A 19786-nucleotide genomic window follows, 5' to 3' on the forward strand; every position below is an offset into this window, starting at 1 on the left:
CTGCAAATTTGCAGACAACGCAATAGCGCCCCATAACGGTGCAAAGCCTCTAGAATAGGCAACCCCTTCAAACACCGAGCAGCCCATGGACATCGATCAGGCCCGTACCTTCCTGGAAATAGTGCGTTGCGGCAGCCTGGTCGCCGCGGCCGAACGCCTGTTCGTGTCACAAACCGCGATCACCGCGCGCGTGCAGCGCCTGGAACAGCAATTGGGTTGCCAGTTGTTCGTGCGTAGCCGCAGCGGCGCCAGCCTGACCAGCGATGGCGAAGCGTTCGTCAGTTATGCCAACCAGTTGGTGCAAACCTGGGAAGCCGCGCGCCGCGACCTGCCGTTGCCTGAAGGTTGCCAGCAGGTGCTGCATGTGGGCGGTGAGGTGAGCCTGGGCAACCCGATGATGCTCGACTGGGTAAGTGCCCTGCACCGTGAATTGCCCAGCCATGCCATCCGCAGCGAGGTGAGCGATGGAGAGTCGCTGCTGCGCAAGGTCGAGATGGGCTTGCTGGACGCCGCGCTGGTCTACCAGCCGACCTACGGTCCAGGCCTGCAGGTGGAGCAGTTGATGGAAGAGAAGCTGATTCGCGTGCGCCGGGTCGAGCGGCCCGAGCCGTACATCTACATCGACTGGGGCGAGGCCTTCCGCCGCCAGCATGATGCGGCCCTGCCCGACTGCGCACGCCCGGCGCTAAGTTTCAACCTTGGCCCGCTGGCCCTGCAGTTCATACTCGACCAAGGTGGCAGTGGCTACTTCCGCACGCGGGTGGTGCAGGCCTATCTGGACAGCGGCGTGTTCGAGCGGGTACCGCAGGCACCGGAGTTCACCTACCCGACCTTTCTGGTGTACCCGCGTAAACGTGACAGCGAAGCCCTGCAACAGGCCTTCGCGATCCTGCGTCGGCTGGTAGCTGCCGGCGCCAGCGACTGGTCACAACGCTGGGACCCGGTTATCTGAAGCCTCGGTCTTGCTGAGCAACTGACGCTTGAGGCCGGCGATCAGGTCGGTCTGGGTGATCACCCCCACCAGCTTGTCGGCATCAAGCACCGGCAAGCAGTGCAGGCCTTGTTCGCACAACAAGGGCAGCAGGCGTTCCAACGGGTGCTGGCTGCTGACACTGACAACCCGCCTGCTCATCACTTGCGCCATGCGCACCGCCTGGCGGCCGAACAGACCGCGCCAGCTGAAACGCCCACGCTGCATCGCCGGGCCAACCAGGTCGCTGAGGCTGACGATGCCTACAAGCTTGCCGTGCTGCAGGACTGGCAGGGTTTTCAGGTGATGGCTGGCGAGCATTTTCCAGGCCTGCTCCAGCGTGGTATCAGGCGTGACGAACTGCACATCGCGGGACATCACCGAGGCCGCGGTGATACCGCCAAGGCTGCGCTGCAGGGCGTGCTGCTCGGTGGCGAGGATGATGCGCTCCAGCTCGTCACGGGTGACATCGACGAACTCGCCCAGCTCTTCCAGGGCCTGGTCCAGGTCTTCACTGCGGATGCCGACCCGCTCGCCGGGCAGCGGGTCATGGGTGTGGTGCAGGTCTTTGCGTGGCACCGTGCCTTTCGGGTAGCGCACACCCGTCAAACGGTTGTAGGCGATTGCCACTGTCACCAGGATCAGCGCATTGAGCAGCACCGGCTCCAGCAGGTGATCGCCCATGGCGGTCAACCCCGGGTCGGCCAGCACCGCGCTCACTGCCACACCGCCACCCGGCGGGTGCAGGCAGCGCAACAGGCACATGACCAGGATCGAGATGCCGAGCGCCGCAGCAGCCACCCACAGCTCGGGGCCGAAGCCTTCACGCATGGCCAGCCCCACTGCACCCGCCAGGGCGTAGCTGCCCAACACCGGCCAAGGTTGGGCCAAGGGGCCGGAATGCACCGCAAACACCAGTACCGCCGAGGCTGCCAGCGGGCCGAGCAAGTGCAGGGCGATGCTGGGGCCATAGACCATGCTGGTCAGCCAGCCCGCGAGGAAAAGCCCAAGCAGCGCACCGATACCGGCACGCAACCATTCTTTTGGGGGGATGTTGAGAGGGGCCGGCAACAGCCGCTGCAGACGACTTTCGGAACGCGAGGCAGACATTTGGGCAATCGGGATCTTTGGTTTTTCTGTTTAAAAAGAAAGCCCAGCCGAGTTGGCCTGGGCCTCGTATTGCGCATGCAATACCACAAGGGGCTCCGTCCGTGGAGAGATGGAAACCGCAGGGTTTCGTGGGGAGGATTTTGCCGGGTGGGGGGAATTTGGGCTAATTCAAAAAACTGCGGCTGTACTGCAATTTTTTTGCAGTACTGATAGGGCCAAAGGGGCACTGCGCGCCCTTTCGCGACACAAGGCCCCACAGGGGATTGCGTACACCTGTGTGCGGCCTTGTGTCGCGATGGGCCGCACAGCGGCCCCGGCATTAACGAGCCTTGCGCGGCAGGTCGATGCTCACCCGCAGGCCGCCCAGCGGGCTCTCCAGCAAGGCCAGGCGCCCTCCCCAGGCATCAACGATATCGCGCACGATGCCCAACCCCAGCCCATGCCCAGCCACCTGTTCGTCCAGCCGCGAACCACGCTCCAGCACCTGCTGCCGCTGGTCTTGCGCAATACCCGGGCCATCGTCATCAACCCACAGCCGGTAGCCCTCGGCGTTCGGCGCGATACCCACGCGCACTTCGCTGTCTGCCCACTTGCAGGCGTTGTCCAGCAGATTACCCAACAGTTCCAGAACGTCCTCGCGGTCCCAGGGCAACAACAGCCCGGGCGACACATCACTTGCCAGCAGCAGGCCCTCGCCATGAATCATGCCCAAGGTCCCGAGCAACCCCGGCAGTTCGGCATCACAATCGAACTGCGCGCCCGGCAGCGCATCCCCTGCCAGGCGCGCACGGTTCAGCTCGCGCGCCAGGCGTTCCTGAATCTGCTGCAACTGCTCACGCATTTGCGCCCGTACCTCCGGCAGACCCTGCAAGCGTTCACTGGAGGCCAGGCTCAGCAGCACCGCCAGCGGCGTCTTCAGCGCATGGCCGAGGTTACCGAGGGCATTGCGTGAACGGCGCAGGCTGTCTTCGGTATGGCTAAGCAAATGGTTGATCTGCCCCACCAGCGGTACCAACTCGCTGGGCACTTCGGCATCCAGCTGCGAGCGCTGCCCCTGCTGCAGTTGGGCGATCTGCTGGCGCGCCCGCTCCAGCGGCCGCAGCGAGCGGGTAACCGTGATGCGCTGCAGCACCAGAATCAGGATCAGCGCCACCAGGCCCATGCCCAGGCCGATCTGCTGCAAGCGTCGGAAACCTTCGCGCACCGGTGAATAGTCCTGAGCCACACTGATCGAAATGTCCTGGCCCAGGCGCCGGTAGTCGGCACGCAGGGCCAGCAGTTGCTGGCCTTCCGGGCCGAGCTCATGGCTATCGGAAAGCCCGGGCGCTGCGGGCTTGGGCATGTCCAGGTCCCACAGCGAACGAGACCTCCAGGTACCCTGGTCGAAATCGATGCGGAAGTAGTAACCGGAAAACGGCCGCTGATAGGCCGCCGAGATGCGCCGCTCATCCAGCTGCAGGCCCGAAGGCCCGCGCACCAATGCCACCAGAAGGTTCTCGCTTTCGTTGCGCAGGCCGTTTTCCAGATAACGTTGCAGGCCGGCCTCGAACAGCCACAAGGTCAGTTGCGCCAGCACCACGCCGACCACCACCAATACCGCCACCAGGCCCAGGCTCAGGCGCGCCTGGATCGACTTCACTCGCCGCTCCCGGCATAGATGTAGCCTTGCCCGCGACGGGTTTCGATCACACTGCGGCCCAGCTTGCGGCGCAAATGGTTGACGTGGACCTCCAGCACGTTCGAGTCGCGCTCGGTTTCACCGTCGTAGAGGTGCTCGGCCAGGTGGCTTTTGGACAGGATCTGCTGCGGGTGCAGCATGAAATAGCGCAGCAGGCGGAACTCGGCGGCAGTCAGTTGTACGTCCACACCCTCGCGGCTCACGCACTGACGGCTTTCGTCAAGGTGCAGACCGGCCGCTTCCAGCTTCGGCTGATTGGCCAGGCCACGGGCACGGCGCAGCAACGCCTGGATGCGCAGTTGCAGCTCCTCGGGGTGGAAGGGCTTGCTCAGGTAATCGTCAGCCCCGGCCTTCAGCCCTTCGATGCGCTCGGCCCAGGAGCCGCGGGCGGTGAGGATCAATACCGGTGTGGCCAGGCCAGCGGCGCGCCACTGGGCCAGCACGTCCAGGCCAGGCAAGCCAGGCAGGCCGAGGTCCAGGATGATCAGGTCGTAAGGCTCGCTTTGCCCCTGGTAAACCGCGTCACGGCCATCAGCCAGCCAGTCCACGGCATAGCCCTGGCGCTGCAGGCCGGCGGTCAGTTCATCGGCCAACGGTACGTTGTCCTCGACAAGCAACAGGCGCATTCAGTCATCTTCCTCGTCTTTGAGCAGGGCGCCGGTGCTGGCATCGAGCTTGATCTCGCGTACCACACCTTCAGTCGTCAGCAACTCGACTTCATATTCGTAGCGATCATCGTCTTCTTCCAGCTCGGCTTCCAGCAGACGCGCCCCGGGGTGACGCCCCAGGGCGGTCTCGAGCAGTTGCTCGAGCGGCAGGATGATGCCCTTCTGACGGAGCTTCAGGGCTTCATCCTGGTCCAGGTCGCGGGCAACAGCCAAGGAGCAGACGGCAAGCAGCGAGAGCGCCAGGTAACGTGCCGTCCGGGATACATGGATCATCAGTTGTCTCGTGCGTCCTTGAGTACCTCACCGGTCTTGGCATCCATGTCGACGTCCCATTCGACGTTCTGCGTATCACGCAGTTCGACCTTGTAGATGTAGCGGCCGTACTCGTCTTCAAGCTCCGAGTCAGTGACGGTGGCGCCTGGGTGCTTGGCCACGGCAGCGGCCTTGAGCTCGTCCAGCGACTTGATGGTCTTGGCGTTGACCAGTTTGACCACTTCGTCAGGCTGAACGTCCTTGGCGAAGGCGGCATTGGCGCCCAGGGCGAGGGCAGCGGCGGTGATCAGGGCAGTCATGGTTTTCATCGTTCTTCTCTCCTGAGAACTGTGCAAGTTGTCTACGGGGTTAAGATTAACCAGCGGTCCTTAATTCAACCTGAAAACAGCTGGCGGCATGATAGCGCAGTTACGCCGCCAACCCGACCCGGCCCCGTGCAAGGTGCGGCCTTGTGCTGCGAAAGGGCCAATACAGGCACCTACAGGTGTGTTATCTGTAACGGCTGGTTTTAGCCCAAGAGACCCGCCATGAGCGCCATCCACATCAAATACCCCGCCCTCACCTTCAAGGCCGGCCAGCGTGCCTTGCGACACATCCGCGAGCGCGGCCTGCAGGCGGCCGATGTCGGGGTATTGCCGGGCGCGGCGGGTGGGCCGAAGCCGCTGGGCATCCAGGGCCTTGACCTGGCGCTGTTCGGCGAGTGGCTACCCTCGGCACCCCGTCAACGTGCCCTGATCGGTGCTTCGATCGGTGCCTGGCGCTTTGCCAGCGCCTGCCTCGACGACCCGGTCGCCGGCATCCGTCGCCTGGGCGAGCTATACACCGAGCAGGATTTCGCCAAGGGCGTCACCCCGGCCGAAATCAGCCGCAGCTGCCAACGCATGCTCGATGACCTGCTGGAAGGCCGCGACGGCCAGCTGCTGGCCAACCCACACTACCGCCTGAACATTCTGGTGGTGAAAAGCCATGGCCAGCTCGCGCACGACCATCGCGGCCGCCTGGGCCTGGGGCTGGGCTCGGTGGTTGCCAGTAACCTCCTGGGCCGTTCGCGCCTGGCCCGCCACTTCGAGCGCATCATTCTGCACGATGGGCGCGCCGCGCCGCCGCTCGACACGCTGACCGACTTCCCCTCACGCTACCTGCCGCTGGACTTGACCAACCTGCGCCACGCCCTGCTTGCTTCCGGGTCGATACCGATGGTCATGCAGGGCGTGAAAGACATCCCCGGTGCCGGCGCCGGCACCTACCGCGACGGCGGCCTGCTCGACTATCACCTCGACCTGCCCTACCGCGGCGACGACCTGGTGCTGTACCCGCACTTCACCGACAAGGTCGTACCCGGCTGGTTCGACAAGGCCCTGCCCTGGCGCAAGGGCGATGCCACCCGCCTGCAAAACGTGCTGCTGATGACGCCTTCGCCGCAATACCTGGCCGCCCTGCCCTACGGCAAACTGCCCGACCGCAACGACTTCAAGCGCTTCATGGGCGATGCGCCAGGGCGCAAGCGCTATTGGTACAAGGCCATTGCCGAAAGCCAGCGCCTGGGTGATGAACTGCTGGAACTGACCGCCACCGGGCGGCTGCATGAACGCCTGCAAGCCTTGTAGCGGCCATGCTGGTAGACTGCGCGCATTATTGATTCACACAGAGTTATGACAGCGTGGAAATTTTCAAGGAATTCACATTCGAATCGGCCCACCGCCTGCCCCACGTCCCTGAAGGGCACAAATGCGGCCGTTTGCATGGCCACTCGTTCAAGGTCGGCCTGCACCTGACCGGCCCGCTCGACCCGCACACGGGCTGGATCCGCGACTTCGCCGAGGTCAAGGCAATCTTCAAGCCGATCTATGATCAGCTGGACCACAACTACCTGAACGACATCCCCGGCCTGGAAAACCCCACCAGCGAAGTGATCGCCAAGTGGATCTGGGACCAGGTCAAGCCGCTGATGCCGGAGCTGTCCAAGGTGCGCATCCACGAAACCTGCACCAGCGGTTGCGAATACACCGGCGACTGATTCGCCCGGCTCACTGGCCCTGCGCGCTGCCCATGGCATCGCGCAGGAAGCTGGGGGCGATGTAGCGCTGGTAGTGCGCCTCTGAAAGCAGGAAGAACTCGCGATCGATCGCATCGCGCAATTGGGGCAGTTCCCAGTCACGGAACTCCGGCAGCAACGCCATGCCATAGGCCTCCAGATCACGGATCATCCGCGCCCCGCGGGCAATCAGCTGGTAAGCCCAGCAATACGCCGACTGCTGCTCGACAAAGCGGATGGAGCGCTGCTCCAGTTGCTGGCGCAGCAGGCCTTTGTCGAACACCTCAAGCTTGGCCATCATCACCTGCACCAGCAGCTGCTCAAGGCGCAACCACACGGCACGCTTCTGCGTGTCGTCGTAGCCGTTCCAGTTGATCACTTCATGGTGAAAACGCTTGCAGCCACGGCACACCGTGTCTCCGTACACCGTGGAGCACAGGCCGACGCAAGGGGTTTTGATGGACTTGTTGGACATGAAAAACAACAGCTTGGCGATGGAACACAGGCCCATGTTAGCCCTTTGTCTAACCAGGGTCACTCGTTAAAGTCACGAACACCGCCTTACCTTCAGGCTTTTTTTACCGTAGAATCACCCGGCCTTTTCAAAGGCAACAATGTCCGTTGGAAGCTGTTTTCAAAGCGTCACGAGCACAGTTGATCCGGTAGAACGGCGTTGGCCCGGGCCATGCATCCCTCGCATGCCCGCGCCAGCCCTCATCAGTCCCCGTTCTGCAGGCGTAAAACTTTGAAAGCAGCTTCTGTAAGGATTCCTTGCGACCCTGGTTGGGCGGCCCACAAAGCCGCGGCAGCGCATGGGTGCATTGAATGCTGGATAAGCGTCCCGGACCCCCTTTAGGGACCACTGATGAGGGAAATAACTGTGCTTGAAGCCTACCGCAAACACATCGAAGAGCGCGCCGCCCTGGGTATCGTTCCCCAGCCGCTGAACGCCGAACAAACTGCAGGCCTGGTCGAGCTGCTGAAAAACCCGCCGGCCGGCGAAGAAGCCTTCCTCGTAGACCTGATCACCAACCGCGTACCGCCAGGGGTCGACGAAGCTGCCTACGTCAAGGCCGCTTTCCTCTCCGCCGTTGCCAAGGGCGAAACCAAGTCGCCACTGATCGACCGCAAGCACGCCACCGAACTGCTGGGCACCATGCAGGGCGGCTACAACATCGAAACGCTGGTCGCACTGCTGGATGACGCCGAACTGGGCGCCGTCGCGGCCGAACAGCTCAAGCACACCCTGCTGATGTTCGATGCCTTCCACGACGTGGCCGAAAAAGCCAAGGCCGGCAACAAGCACGCCAAGGCCGTCCTGGAATCCTGGGCTGCCGGCGAGTGGTTCACCTCGCGCCCGGCCATCGCCGAGAAGTACACCCTGACCGTGTTCAAGGTGCCTGGCGAAACCAACACCGACGACCTGTCGCCTGCCCCGGACGCCTGGTCGCGCCCTGACATTCCGCTGCACGCCCTGGCCATGCTGAAAATGGCCCGCGACGGCATCGAGCCGCAGCAGCCTGGTTCGGTCGGCCCGCTGGCCCAGATCGAAGCCGTCAAGGCCAAGGGCTTCCCGGTTGCCTATGTCGGCGACGTGGTCGGTACCGGTTCCTCGCGTAAATCCGCTACCAACTCGGTACTGTGGTTCTTCGGCGACGACATCCCGTACGTGCCGAACAAGCGTGCCGGTGGCTTCTGCTTCGGCACCAAGATCGCCCCGATCTTCTACAACACCATGGAAGACGCCGGCGCCCTGCCGATCGAATTCGACTGCACCAACCTGGGCATGGGCGACGTCATCGACGTTTACCCATACAAAGGTGAAGTACGCCGTCACGACAGCGACGAGCTGGTCACCACCTTCGAGCTGAAAACCGAAGTGCTGCTGGATGAAGTCCGCGCTGGCGGCCGTATCCCGCTGATCGTCGGCCGCGGCCTGACCGAAAAAGCCCGCGCCGAGCTGGGCCTGGGTGCTTCCGACCTGTTCAAGAAACCAGAGCAGCCTGCCGATTCCGGCAAGGGCTTCACCCTGGCGCAGAAAATGGTCGGCCGTGCCTGTGGCCTGCCAGAAGGCCAGGGCGTGCGCCCAGGCGCCTACTGCGAGCCAAAAATGACCACCGTCGGCTCCCAGGACACCACGGGCCCGATGACGCGCGACGAGCTGAAAGACCTGGCATGCCTGGGCTTCTCTGCTGACCTGGTCATGCAGTCGTTCTGCCACACCGCGGCCTATCCGAAGCCGATCGACGTCACCACCCACCACACCCTGCCAGACTTCATCCGCACCCGTGGCGGCGTGTCGCTGCGCCCGGGCGACGGCATCATCCACAGCTGGCTGAACCGCATGCTGATGCCTGACACCGTAGGTACCGGTGGCGACTCGCACACCCGCTTCCCGATCGGCATCTCGTTCCCGGCCGGTTCCGGCCTGGTGGCCTTCGCTGCCGCCACCGGCGTCATGCCGCTGGACATGCCAGAATCGATCCTGGTGCGCTTCAAGGGCAAACTGCAGCCAGGCATCACCCTGCGTGACCTGGTTCATGCCATCCCTTACTACGCCATCCAGAAGGGCCTGCTGACCGTCGAGAAGAAAGGCAAGAAAAACGCCTTCTCCGGCCGCATCCTGGAAATCGAAGGCCTGGACGAACTGACCGTCGAGCAAGCCTTCGAGCTGTCCGACGCCTCGGCCGAGCGTTCCGCTGCCGGTTGCACCATCAAGCTGCCGGAAAAGGCCATCGCCGAGTACCTGCAGTCCAACATCACCCTGCTGCGCTGGATGATCGGCGAAGGCTACGGCGATGCCCGCACCCTGGAGCGCCGTGCCCAGGCCATGGAAGCCTGGCTGGCCAAGCCTGAGCTGCTGTCGGCAGACGCCGATGCCGAATACGCCGAAATCATCGAAATCGACCTGGCCGACGTCAAGGAGCCTGTGCTCTGCGCGCCGAACGACCCGGACGATGCCCGCCTGCTGTCCTCGGTACAAGGCGAGAAGATCGACGAAGTGTTCATCGGTTCGTGCATGACCAACATCGGTCACTTCCGCGCTGCCGGCAAGCTGCTGGAGAAGGTCAAGGGTGGCATTCCGACCCGTCTGTGGCTGGCTCCGCCAACCAAGATGGACGCTCACCAGCTGACCGAAGAAGGCTACTACGGCATCTACGGCAAGGCCGGTGCACGCATGGAAATGCCAGGCTGCTCGCTGTGCATGGGCAACCAGGCACGTGTGCAGACCGGTTCGACCGTGGTCTCCACCTCGACCCGTAACTTCCCGAACCGTCTGGGCGACGCGACCAACGTGTACCTGGCATCGGCCGAGCTGGCCGCTGTCGCTTCGATCATCGGCAAACTGCCGACCGTCGAAGAGTACATGCAGTACGCGAAAGACATCGACAGCATGGCTGCCGACGTTTACCGCTACCTGAGCTTCGACCAGATCGCCGAGTTCCGCGAAGCGGCAGCCAACGCCAAGATCCCGGTGGTTCAGGCGTAAGCTGAGTTACACGTTGTAAACAAAGCCCCGGCAGCGATGCCGGGGCTTTGTTGTTTTGGCCTGTGCCGACCGCTTCGCGGCTAAAGCCGCTCTTACAGGGCCCCCACGGTGTTCGAGACCTGCGCATGCCCTTGTAGGAGCGGCTTTAGCCGCGAAACGGCCGGCACAGGCCACCTCATATCACAAACAAGTCCACGAACCTGTGCACAGCCGTGCCTTCCAGCTTCTGCGGGTCCTTGCACAGTTCGAAAACCTGCTGGCACCGCTGCCGGGCAAAGCGGGTCGCCAGGTTGGCCCTGAACTTGGCCTCCAGCAACGGTATCCCCTCCCCCCGCCGCCGACGATGCCCGATCGGATATTCCACCACCACTTGCTCGGTGCTGCTGCCATCCTTGAAGAACACCTGCAGCGCGTTGGCGATCGAACGCTTGTCCGGCTCCAGGTACTCGCGACTGAAGCGCGGGTCTTCCACCACCTCCATCTTCTCGCGCAGGCGGTCGATACTGGGGTGGTTGGCATGGAAGGCGTCCTCATAATGCTCCGCCACCAGATGACCAAAGATCAGCGGCACGGCCACCATGTACTGCAGACAGTGGTCACGGTCGGCGGCATTGGCCAGTGGGCCGCTCTTGGAGATGATGCGGATCGCTGATTCCTGGGTGGTGATGACGATGCGGTCGACTTCATGCAGACGATTACGCACAAGTGGATGCAGGGCTACTGCTGCCTCACAGGCGGTCTGCGCATGGAACTCGGCAGGGAAACTGACCTTGAACAGCACGTTCTCCATCACATAGCTGCCCAACGCCTGGGGCAGGCGCAGCTCGTACTGCCCGGCGGGCTTGAGCGCCAGATCTTTGTTGGTGTGGCTGAACGAAACATCGTAGAACCCCCACTGCGTCGCCGTGAGCACGCCCGGCACGCCCATCTCCCCGCGCAAGGCGATGTCGGCCAGGCGCACACCTCGGCTGGAGGCATCACCCGCAGCCCAGGATTTGCGCGAACCGGCGTTGGGCGCGTGGCGATAGGTTCGAAGGGCCTGGCCGTCGACGAAGGCGTGGGACAAGGCCGAGAGCATCTGCTCACGATTGGCCCCCATCAGCCTGGCACATACGGCGGTCGAGGCGACCTTCACCAAAATCACGTGATCGAGGCCGACGCGGTTGAAGGCGTTTTCCAGCGCCAGCACGCCCTGGATCTCATGCGCCATGACCATGGCCTCCAGCACATCACGCATCAGCAGCGGCTGTTCACCCGCGGCAACCCGTTTTTGTGACAGGTGGTCAGCCACTGCCAGGATGCCGCCAAGGTTGTCCGAGGGATGAGCCCATTCGGCGGCCAGCCAGGTGTCGTTGTAGTCCAGCCAGCGCACCGTGCAGCCAATGTCCCAGGCAGCCTTGACCGGGTCGAGGCGATAGGAGGTGCCGGGGACGCGAGCACCATTCGGGACCAGCGTGCCTTCCACCTGAGGACCAAGGAGCTTGGTGCACTCAGGGAAGCGCAAGGCGAGAAGGCCGCAACCGAGGGTGTCCATCAGGCAGTTGCGCGCGGTGTCCAGGGCCTCGAGGGATTCGACCCGGTAGCCGATGGCGTAATCGGCCAGGGTTTGTAGCACCCGGTCGTAGTCCGGGCGGTCATTGAGGTCTACGTTGGCGCTCATATCCAGCTCCCTTCAGAATTGCCGGGGCTGCTGTGCAGCCCTTCGCGGGCTTGCCCGCTCCCACAGATTGACCACAGCATTCAGAACCAGTGGTTACCCTGTGGGAGCGGGCAAGCCCGCGAAGGGCCGCACAGCGGCCCCAACGAACTAAAGCCGAGCGCCAGTGGTGCGTTAGAAGCTATCGCCAGGCACGCGAACCCAGCCCTCCATCAGCACGCGAGCACTACGGCTCATGATTGCCTTGGTTACCGTCCACTCACCCTCCACCTGGCGCGCCTGGGCCCCAACCCGCAAGGTGCCCGAGGGGTGGCCGAACCGTACGGCACTGCGCTCACCCCCACCAGCAGCAAGGTTGACCAGCGTACCCGGAATGGCCGCTGCGGTGCCGATTGCCACCGCCGCCGTTCCCATCATGGCATGGTGCAGCTTACCCATCGACAACGCCCGCACCAGCAGATCGATGTCGCCCGCCTGCACCGTCTTGCCACTGGACGCAGTGTAGGTGCTCGGCGGCGCGACGAAAGCGACTTTCGGCGTGTGCTGACGCCCGGCAGCCTGGTCGACGTTTTCGATCAGGCCCATGCGCACTGCTCCATAGGCACGAATGGTCTCGAAACGCAGCAGCGCCTGGGGGTCACCGTTGATGGCATCCTGCAGTTCCGTACCGCTATAACCAATGTCGGCGGCATTGAGGAAAATGGTCGGGATGCCGGCATTGATCAACGTCGCCTTCAGGGTGCCCACACCGGGCACCTCCAAGTCATCGACCAGCTTGCCGGTGGGGAACATAGCCCCCCCGGCACCGTCTTCGTCGGCGGCGGGGTCAAGGAACTCCAGTTGCACCTCGGCGGCCGGGAACGTGACCCCGTCCAGCTCGAAGTCGCCGGTTTCCTGCACTTCACCTTCAGTGATCGGGACGTGGGCGATGATGGTCTTGCCGATATTTGCCTGCCAGATACGCACGGTGGCGATACCGTTGCGCGGAATACGCGCCGGGTCGACCAGCCCACTGCTGATGGCAAACGAACCGACCGCAGCGGACAGGTTGCCGCAGTTGCCACTCCAGTCGACGAAGGCCTTGTCGATGCTGACCTGGCCAAACAGGTAGTCGACATCGTGTTCGGGCTTGATGCTTTGCGACAGGATGACGGTCTTGCTGGTACTGGACGTGGCGCCGCCCATGCCGTCGATCTGCTTGCCGTAAGGGTCGGGGCTGCCGATTACCCGCAGCAGCAGTGCGTCGCGAGCGGGGCCTGGAATTTGCGCCTGCTCGGGCAGGTCTTGCAGGCGGAAGAACACGCCTTTGCTGGTGCCGCCGCGGATGTACGTGGCGGGGATTTTGATCTGGGGTACATGTGCCATTTTCTTGGGCATCCTGATAGTCCGGTGAAATACCCTGGGGCTGCCTTGCAGCCCTTTCGCGACACAAGGCCGCCCCCACAGGTACTGCGCCGCCCTTTGTGGGAGCGGCCTTGTGTCGCGAAAGGGCCGCAAAGCGGCCCCCGATTCATGCTCAGGCGGTCGCTTCGAGGAAGTCCTGGGCAAAGCGCTGCAGCACCCCGCCCGCTTCGTAGATCGACACTTCCTCGGCGGTGTCCAGGCGGCAGGTCACCGGTACCTCCAGGCGCTCGCCATTGGCACGGGTAACCACCAGGGTCAGGGTCGCCCGTGGCGTACGCGCACCCAGCACGTCATAGGTTTCGCTGCCATCCAGGCCCAGGGTGTTGCGGTCGGTGCCCGGCTTGAACTCCAGCGGCAGCACGCCCATGCCTACCAGGTTGGTGCGGTGAATACGCTCGAAGCCTTCGGCCACGATCGCCTCGACACCCGCCAGGCGCACGCCCTTGGCCGCCCAGTCGCGCGACGAACCCTGGCCGTAGTCGGCACCCGCAACGATGATCAGCGGCTGCTTGCGCTGCATGTAGGTCTCGATCGCCTCCCACATGCGGGTAACCTTGCCTTCCGGCTCGATACGCGCCAGCGAGCCCTGCTTCACGCTGCCATCGTCGTTGCGCACCATTTCGTTGAACAGTTTAGGGTTGGCGAAGGTGGCGCGCTGGGCGGTCAGGTGGTCGCCACGGTGAGTGGCGTAGGAGTTGAAGTCTTCTTCCGGCAGGCCCATTTTCGCCAGGTATTCACCGGCGGCGCTGTCGAGCATGATCGCGTTGGACGGCGACAGGTGGTCGGTGGTGATGTTGTCCGGCAGCACCGCCAGCGGGCGCATGCCGCGCAGGGTGCGCTCGCCGGCCAGGGCCCCTTCCCAGTAGGGAGGGCGGCGGATGTAGGTGCTCATCGGGCGCCAATCATACAGCGGCGCAACTTTCGGCCCGCGGTCTTCCTCGATGGCGAACATCGGGATGTAGACCTTGCGGAACTGCTCCGGCTTGACCGCAGCACGCACCACCGCATCGATTTCTTCGTCGCTGGGCCAGATGTCCTTGAGGCGGATTTCCTTGCCGTCGACCACCCCCAGTACATCCTTCTCGATGTCGAAGCGGATGGTACCGGCTATGGCGTAGGCGACCACCAGCGGTGGCGAAGCCAGGAAGGCCTGCTTGGCGTACGGGTGGATACGCCCGTCGAAGTTGCGGTTACCCGACAACACGGCAGTGGCGTACAGGTCGCGGTCGATGATTTCTTGCTGGATCACCGGGTCCAGGGCGCCGGACATACCGTTGCAGGTGGTGCAGGCGAAGGCGACGATGCCAAAGCCCAGTTGCTCCAGCTCCTTCTCCAGCCCTGCTTCCTCCAGGTACAGCTGCACGGCCTTGGAGCCGGGCGCCAGCGACGACTTGACCCACGGCTTGCGGGTCAGCCCCAGCTTGTTGGCATTGCGCGCAATCAGGCCTGCGGCAATCACGTTGCGCGGGTTGCTGGTGTTGGTGCAACTGGTGATGGCAGCGATGATCACCGCGCCGTCCGGCATCTGCCCCGGCACTTCTTCCCAGCTGCCGGCGATGCCTTTGGCCGCCAGGTCGCTGGTGGCGACGCGGGCATGCGGGTTGGACGGGCCGGCCATGTTGCGTACCACGCTCGACAGGTCGAAGCTCAGGGTACGCTCGTAGACCGCGCCGCCCAGGCTGTCAGCCCACAGGCCGGTGGCCTTGGCGTAGGTTTCCACCAGTTTGACCTGCTGCTCTTCACGGCCGGTCAGGCGCAGGTAGTCGATGGTCTGCTGGTCGATGGCGAACATCGCCGCCGTGGCGCCGTATTCCGGGGCCATGTTGGAAATGGTGGCGCGGTCGCCCAAGGTCAGGGCGCGAGCACCCTCGCCATGGAACTCCAAGTAAGCGCCGACCACTTTCTGCTTGCGCAGGAATTCGGTCAAGGCCAGTACCAGGTCGGTGGCGGTGATGTTCGGGGCCAGTTTGCCAGTCAGCTCGACGCCGACGATTTCCGGCAGGCGCATCCAGGAGGCGCGGCCGAGCATCACGTTTTCGGCTTCCAGGCCGCCTACGCCGATGGCGATCACACCCAGTGCATCGACATGCGGCGTGTGGCTGTCGGTGCCGACGCAGGTGTCCGGGTAGGCGACACCGCGGTCGCTGTGGACCACCGGCGACATCTTCTCCAGGTTGATCTGGTGCATGATGCCGTTGCCCGGCTGGATCACGTCGACGTTCTTGAACGCCTTCTTGGTCCAATTGATGAAGTGGAAGCGGTCTTCGTTGCGGCGGTCTTCGATGGCGCGGTTCTTTTCGAAGGCCTGCGGGTCGAAACCACCGCACTCGACGGCCAGCGAGTGGTCGACGATCAGTTGCACCGGCACCACCGGGTTGACCTGGGCCGGGTCGCCGCCTTTGTCGGCAATGGCGTCACGCAGGCCGGCAAGGTCCACCAGCGCAGTCTGGCCAAGGATGTCATGGCACACCACGCGGGCCGGGAACCACGGGAAGTCGAGGTCGCGCTTGCGCTCGATCAGCTGGCTCAGCGAGGCATCGAGCGTAGCAGGGTCGCAGCGGCGCACCAGGTTCTCGGCGAGCACGCGGGACGTGTATGGCAAGCCGTCGTAGGCGCCGGGCTTGATCGCCTCGACCGCCGCGCGGGCATCGAAGTAGTCCAGGTCGGTGCCTGGCAGGTGCTTGCGGTATGCAGTGTTCATCATGGAATCAGGCTCGGTCACAGGATTCGGAAGGTTTCACCGTACCTGTGGGAGCGGGCGTGCCCGCGAATGCGTCAGCAGGTGCACAGTGGTTGCAAGGCCGGCGCATTCGGGGGCACGCCCGCTCCCACAAGGGGAACGGGTTGCCTCTCTATAGCTATTCAGCGCTGCTCGATCGGCACGAACTGGCGCTGTTCGACGCCGACATACTCGGCGCTCGGGCGGATGATGCGGTTGTTGGCGCGCTGCTCGAAGACGTGCGCCGCCCAGCCGGTCAGCCGCGAGCAGACGAAGATCGGGGTGAACAGCTTGGTCGGAATGCCCATGAAGTGGTACGCCGAGGCATGGTAGAAGTCGGCGTTGGGGAACAGGCGCTTCTGCTCCCACATGGTCTTGTCGATGGCTTCGGACACCGGGTACAGCACCTTGTCACCCACTTCATCAGCCAGCTGCTTCGACCAGCCCTTGATCACCTCGTTGCGCGGGTCGGACTCTTTGTAGATGGCATGGCCAAAGCCCATGATCTTGTCTTTGCGCTCGAGCATGCGCAGCAGCTCGGCGGTGGCTTCCTGGGGGCTCTGGAAGCGTTCGATCAGTTCCATCGCAGCCTCGTTGGCACCGCCGTGCAGCGGGCCACGCAGCGAGCCGATGGCTGCCGTAACGCAGGAGTACAGGTCAGACAGGGTCGAGGCGCAGACGCGGGCAGTGAAGGTCGAGGCATTGAATTCGTGTTCAGCGTAGAGAATCAGCGACACGTTCATGACCTTGACGTGCAGCTCGCTCGGCTTCTTGCCGTGCAGCAGGTGCAGGAAGTGGCCACCCAAGGTGTCTTCATCAGTGGTGCAGTCGATGCGTACGCCATGGTGGGTGAAGCGGTACCAGTAGCACATCACGGCCGGGAACAGCGCCAGCAGGCGGTCGGTCTTGTCGCGCTGGGCTTCGAAGGTCAGTTCTGGTTCGAGGGTGCCCAGTACCGAGCAACCAGTGCGCATGACGTCCATCGGGTGGGCATCGCGCGGGATGCGCTCAAGCACTTCCTTCAAGGCTTGCGGCAGGTCACGCAGGCCCTTGAGCTTGCGCTTGTAGTCGGCCAGTTCGGCCTGGGTTGGCAGCTCGCCGTACAGCAGCAGGTAGGCGACTTCTTCGAACTCGGCACCGGCCGCCAGGTCACGCACATCATAACCACGGTAGGTCAGCCCGGCACCGGCCTGGCCCACGGTCGACAGTGCAGTCTGGCCGGCCACCTGGCCACGCAGGCCTGCGCCACTGAGTACTTTTGCTTCGGCCATGGTGTTTCTCCTTTCTTGAATTTGTTATGGATGCTTTCTGGCTAATTCGGGCGCTAGCGCTTAGCCCTTCTTCTGGGCAAACAGTGCATCGAGGCTCTGCTCGAAGGCGTGATAACCAATGGCATCGTAAAGCTCCATGCGAGTCTGCATGGTGTCGATCACGTTCTTTTGCGTGCCGTCACGGCGCAGCGCGGTATACACGTTCTCGGCTGCTTTGTTCATGGCGCGGAACGCCGACAGCGGGTACAGCACCAACGACACGTCGACCGAGGCCAGCTCTTCGGTTGTGTACAGCGGCGTGGCACCGAACTCGGTGATGTTGGCCAGGATCGGTGCCTTCACCCGATCAGCGAAAGTCTTGTACATCTGCAGTTCGGTGATGGCTTCCGGGAAGATCATGTCGGCGCCCGCTTCGACACACGCCTCGGCACGGTCCAGGGCGGCGTTCAGGCCTTCGACGGCCAGCGCATCGGTACGCGCCATGATCACGAAGCTGTCATCGCTGCGGGCGTCGACAGCAGCTTTGATACGGTCGACCATTTCCTGCTGGCTGACAATTTCCTTGTTGGGACGGTGGCCACAACGCTTGGCGCCAACCTGGTCCTCGATATGGATGGCGGCAGCGCCGAACTTGCTCATCGAGCGCACGGTACGGGCAACGTTGAAGGCCGAAGCGCCGAAGCCGGTGTCGACATCCACCAGCAGCGGCAGGTCGCACACGTCGGTGATACGACGCACGTCGGTGAGCACGTCGTCCAAGCCAGTGATGCCCAGGTCTGGCAGGCCCAGGGAGCCAGCGGCCACGCCGCCACCTGACAGGTAGATGGCCTTGAAGCCGGCACGCTTGGCCAGCAGGGCATGGTTGGCGTTGATGGCGCCAACTACCTGCAGCGGGTGTTCAGCGGCAACGGCGTCACGGAAACGCTGACCGGGGGTGCTCTTGACTGTCATTTCTCACCTCGTGTGCTGTTGTTGTGGGCGTCCAGGTAGTGACGCTCGATATTGCGCTTGGACGCGCCGATGTGGCGGCGCATCAGGAGTTCGGCCAGTTCGCCGTCACGGTCGGCGATGGCATCAAGAATGCGATGATGCTCGGCAAAGGCCTGGCGTGGCCGGTTAGGCGTGGCAGAGAACTGGATACGGTACATGCGCACCAGCTGGTACAGCTCGCCGCAGAGCATCTTGACCAGGGTCTGGTTGCCGCTACCCTGAATAATCCGGTAATGGAAGTCGTAGTCGCCTTCCTGCTGGTAGTAGCCCAGACCGGCCTGGAACGCGGCATCGCGCTCATGGGTGTCGAGCACCCGGCGCAGTTCGTCGATGTCGGCCTGGCTCATGCGTTCGGCGGCCAGGCGGCAGGCCATGCCTTCCAGCGACTCGCGAATTTCGTACAGCTCGATCAGTTCGGCGTGGTTGAGCGATACCACCCGCGCGCCCACATGCGGCACGCGCACCAGCAGGCGCTGGCCTTCAAGGCGGTGGATAGCTTCGCGTAGCGGCCCGCGGCTGATGCCATAGGTGCGCGCCAACTCCGGCTCGGAAATCTTGCTGCCGGGGGCGATATCACCCTTGACAATGGCCGCCTGGATGCGTCGAAAGACGTTTTCGGAGAGGGTTTCCGTTTCGTCTGTCAGCACCGGGCCGGGGGTGGAAAGGTCCTGCATATTGTCGACACCTTTTAAATCTCTTCGCCAGAAACTAACGAAACGAGCCCTCCAAGTCAAAGACAAAATGAACATTGTCGACAATCGTCTAATCGCGAACTATCACCACTACAACGCTGTCAGATCGCGCACCGCTGGCGTCAAGACGTCGGCGTGATAGAATGCCGCGCCTCCGATGGGGTATGGATAGCCTGTCTGTCATGCATTCGTGCCTGTTGACAGATCAACGAGGAAGCTTGCGCAGTAATTGCCAGTCACCTTGACCTGAACCTTGCCTAGAACCTTGCAATGCACCGCGCCAGGAATATGAGACTTACACCCGTTTTATTGCTGCTATGCCTCACCCTGCTGCCGGCCCTTGGCCAGGCTGCGGGCAAGACCGTGTATGGTCTCAACGAATACGCACATCTGGGCGACCTGGACCTGGAAGTGGCCGCCAAGCTCGACACCGGTGCCAAGACCGCCTCGCTCAGCGCCCGCGACATCAAGCGGTTCAAGCGCAATGGCGAAAGCTGGGTACGCTTCTACCTCGCCATCGATGCGGCCCATTCGCACCCGATCGAACGCCCACTGGCACGCGTCAGCAAGATCAAGCGCCGGGCCGGCGACTATGATGCCGAATCAGGCAAGGCCTACACGGCCCGCCCGGTCATCGAACTCGAAATCTGCATGGGCCAGACCAGGCGCACCATCGAAGTCAACCTCACCGACCGCAGCGCCTTCCAGTTCCCGCTGCTGATCGGTTCCGAGGCGCTCAAGCACTTCGACGCACTGGTTGACCCAAGCCTTAAATATGCGGCCGGCAAACCTGCCTGTGCCACCGACGCTCCCAAAGCAGAGTAATCCC

Annotated in this window: 17 protein-coding genes; 5 read left to right on the forward strand and 12 right to left on the reverse strand. The window is 63.3% G+C overall.

The features are described 5' to 3' along the window. Nucleotides 1-85: 85 nt before the first annotated feature. The gene (locus REH59_RS18785; RefSeq protein ID WP_004573884.1) at nucleotides 86-952 is read left to right on the forward strand and encodes a LysR family transcriptional regulator; all 867 of its coding nucleotides are present in this window, start codon (nucleotides 86-88) and stop codon (nucleotides 950-952) included. Here the strand turns inward: REH59_RS18785 and REH59_RS18790 are convergent. From REH59_RS18790 to REH59_RS18810, 5 genes are all read right to left on the reverse strand, one after another. Further along, the gene (locus REH59_RS18790; RefSeq protein ID WP_014861826.1) at nucleotides 926-2080 is read right to left on the reverse strand and encodes an HPP family protein; all 1155 of its coding nucleotides are present in this window, start codon (nucleotides 2078-2080) and stop codon (nucleotides 926-928) included. The genes REH59_RS18785 and REH59_RS18790 overlap by 27 nt on opposite strands. A 319-nt stretch (nucleotides 2081-2399) precedes the next feature. Beyond that, nucleotides 2400-3719, reverse strand: a complete 1320-nt coding sequence (locus REH59_RS18795; protein ID WP_014861827.1) for a sensor histidine kinase — start codon at nucleotides 3717-3719, stop codon at nucleotides 2400-2402. Next, nucleotides 3716-4384 carry a response regulator transcription factor gene (locus REH59_RS18800; RefSeq protein ID WP_003250345.1) on the reverse strand — a complete coding sequence of 223 codons (669 nt, stop codon included), beginning with the start codon at nucleotides 4382-4384 and terminating at the stop codon, nucleotides 3716-3718. The genes REH59_RS18795 and REH59_RS18800 overlap by 4 nt, the downstream gene beginning before the upstream one ends. Further along, nucleotides 4385-4699 carry a PepSY domain-containing protein gene (locus REH59_RS18805; protein ID WP_003250344.1) on the reverse strand — a complete coding sequence of 105 codons (315 nt, stop codon included), beginning with the start codon at nucleotides 4697-4699 and terminating at the stop codon, nucleotides 4385-4387. Next, nucleotides 4699-5007, reverse strand: a complete 309-nt coding sequence (locus tag REH59_RS18810) for a PepSY domain-containing protein (RefSeq protein WP_003250340.1) — start codon at nucleotides 5005-5007, stop codon at nucleotides 4699-4701. Before REH59_RS18810 ends, REH59_RS18805 begins: the two co-directional genes overlap by 1 nt. Nucleotides 5008-5226: 219 nt before the next feature. Between REH59_RS18810 and REH59_RS18815 the strand changes: the two genes are divergently transcribed. After that, complete coding sequence (locus tag REH59_RS18815) at nucleotides 5227-6306, forward strand: patatin-like phospholipase family protein (protein ID WP_004573881.1); 1080 nt, start codon at nucleotides 5227-5229, stop codon at nucleotides 6304-6306. A 53-nt stretch (nucleotides 6307-6359) separates the two neighbouring features. Further along, nucleotides 6360-6716: a 6-carboxytetrahydropterin synthase QueD gene (queD, locus tag REH59_RS18820; protein ID WP_003250327.1), complete on the forward strand. Its 357-nt coding sequence runs from the start codon at nucleotides 6360-6362 to the stop codon at nucleotides 6714-6716. Nucleotides 6717-6726: 10 nt separating this feature from the next. On the opposite strand, the gene REH59_RS18825 is transcribed toward queD, so the two are convergent. Beyond that, nucleotides 6727-7209, reverse strand: a complete 483-nt coding sequence (locus REH59_RS18825) for a DUF1289 domain-containing protein (RefSeq protein ID WP_004576787.1) — start codon at nucleotides 7207-7209, stop codon at nucleotides 6727-6729. A 405-nt stretch (nucleotides 7210-7614) separates the two neighbouring features. Here REH59_RS18825 and acnB point away from each other — a divergent pair, with 405 nt between their 5' ends. Continuing rightward, entirely contained in the window at nucleotides 7615-10224 is a 2610-nt protein-coding gene (acnB, locus tag REH59_RS18830) for a bifunctional aconitate hydratase 2/2-methylisocitrate dehydratase (RefSeq protein ID WP_014861831.1), read from the forward strand. Between the two features lie 175 nt (nucleotides 10225-10399). Here the strand turns inward: acnB and prpD are convergent, their stop codons facing one another. From prpD to REH59_RS18860, 6 genes are all read right to left on the reverse strand, one after another. After that, a complete protein-coding gene (prpD, locus tag REH59_RS18835; protein WP_014861832.1) occupies nucleotides 10400-11884 on the reverse strand; it encodes a 2-methylcitrate dehydratase in 1485 nt (494 codons plus the stop codon). A 171-nt stretch (nucleotides 11885-12055) separates the two neighbouring features. Further along, nucleotides 12056-13246 (reverse strand): 2-methylaconitate cis-trans isomerase PrpF, encoded by a 1191-nt coding sequence (gene prpF / locus REH59_RS18840; RefSeq protein ID WP_014861833.1) that lies wholly within the window; start codon nucleotides 13244-13246, stop codon nucleotides 12056-12058. Between the two features lie 151 nt (nucleotides 13247-13397). Continuing rightward, nucleotides 13398-15986: a Fe/S-dependent 2-methylisocitrate dehydratase AcnD gene (acnD, locus tag REH59_RS18845; protein WP_003250315.1), complete on the reverse strand. Its 2589-nt coding sequence runs from the start codon at nucleotides 15984-15986 to the stop codon at nucleotides 13398-13400. A gap of 161 nt (nucleotides 15987-16147) precedes the next feature. Continuing rightward, on the reverse strand, nucleotides 16148-17275 hold the full coding sequence (prpC, locus tag REH59_RS18850) for a bifunctional 2-methylcitrate synthase/citrate synthase (protein WP_003250313.1): 1128 nt from the start codon (nucleotides 17273-17275) through the stop codon (nucleotides 16148-16150). A gap of 60 nt (nucleotides 17276-17335) precedes the next feature. Continuing rightward, nucleotides 17336-18226: a methylisocitrate lyase gene (gene prpB, locus REH59_RS18855; protein WP_012053054.1), complete on the reverse strand. Its 891-nt coding sequence runs from the start codon at nucleotides 18224-18226 to the stop codon at nucleotides 17336-17338. Next, the gene (locus REH59_RS18860; RefSeq protein WP_003250308.1) at nucleotides 18223-18939 is read right to left on the reverse strand and encodes a GntR family transcriptional regulator; all 717 of its coding nucleotides are present in this window, start codon (nucleotides 18937-18939) and stop codon (nucleotides 18223-18225) included. Before REH59_RS18860 ends, prpB begins: the two co-directional genes overlap by 4 nt. A gap of 306 nt (nucleotides 18940-19245) precedes the next feature. Between REH59_RS18860 and REH59_RS18865 the strand changes: the two genes are divergently transcribed. Next, nucleotides 19246-19782 (forward strand): ATP-dependent zinc protease, encoded by a 537-nt coding sequence (locus REH59_RS18865; protein ID WP_010953297.1) that lies wholly within the window; start codon nucleotides 19246-19248, stop codon nucleotides 19780-19782. Nucleotides 19783-19786 lie beyond the last annotated feature (4 nt).

This window comes from Pseudomonas sp. BO3-4 (genome assembly GCF_034044115.1).
GTDB lineage: Bacteria > Pseudomonadota > Gammaproteobacteria > Pseudomonadales > Pseudomonadaceae > Aquipseudomonas > Aquipseudomonas alloputida.

Bases quoted from the DNA above. Each gene is read 5' to 3' on its own strand.
- REH59_RS18785 (WP_004573884.1), top strand. From the start codon at position 86: ATGGACATCGATCAGGCCCGTACCTTCCTGGAAATAGTGCGTTGCGGC.
- prpB (WP_012053054.1), bottom strand. From the start codon at position 18,226: ATGACAGTCAAGAGCACCCCCGGTCAGCGTTTCCGTGACGCCGTTGCC.
- REH59_RS18810 (WP_003250340.1), bottom strand. From the start codon at position 5,007: ATGAAAACCATGACTGCCCTGATCACCGCCGCTGCCCTCGCCCTGGGC.
- REH59_RS18860 (WP_003250308.1), bottom strand. From the start codon at position 18,939: ATGCAGGACCTTTCCACCCCCGGCCCGGTGCTGACAGACGAAACGGAA.
- prpF (WP_014861833.1), bottom strand. From the start codon at position 13,246: ATGGCACATGTACCCCAGATCAAAATCCCCGCCACGTACATCCGCGGC.
- prpC (WP_003250313.1), bottom strand. From the start codon at position 17,275: ATGGCCGAAGCAAAAGTACTCAGTGGCGCAGGCCTGCGTGGCCAGGTG.
- REH59_RS18805 (WP_003250344.1), bottom strand. From the start codon at position 4,699: ATGATCCATGTATCCCGGACGGCACGTTACCTGGCGCTCTCGCTGCTT.
- acnD (WP_003250315.1), bottom strand. From the start codon at position 15,986: ATGAACACTGCATACCGCAAGCACCTGCCAGGCACCGACCTGGACTAC.
- REH59_RS18825 (WP_004576787.1), bottom strand. From the start codon at position 7,209: ATGTCCAACAAGTCCATCAAAACCCCTTGCGTCGGCCTGTGCTCCACG.
- REH59_RS18815 (WP_004573881.1), top strand. From the start codon at position 5,227: ATGAGCGCCATCCACATCAAATACCCCGCCCTCACCTTCAAGGCCGGC.
- REH59_RS18790 (WP_014861826.1), bottom strand. From the start codon at position 2,080: ATGTCTGCCTCGCGTTCCGAAAGTCGTCTGCAGCGGCTGTTGCCGGCC.
- REH59_RS18800 (WP_003250345.1), bottom strand. From the start codon at position 4,384: ATGCGCCTGTTGCTTGTCGAGGACAACGTACCGTTGGCCGATGAACTG.
- prpD (WP_014861832.1), bottom strand. From the start codon at position 11,884: ATGAGCGCCAACGTAGACCTCAATGACCGCCCGGACTACGACCGGGTG.
- REH59_RS18865 (WP_010953297.1), top strand. From the start codon at position 19,246: ATGAGACTTACACCCGTTTTATTGCTGCTATGCCTCACCCTGCTGCCG.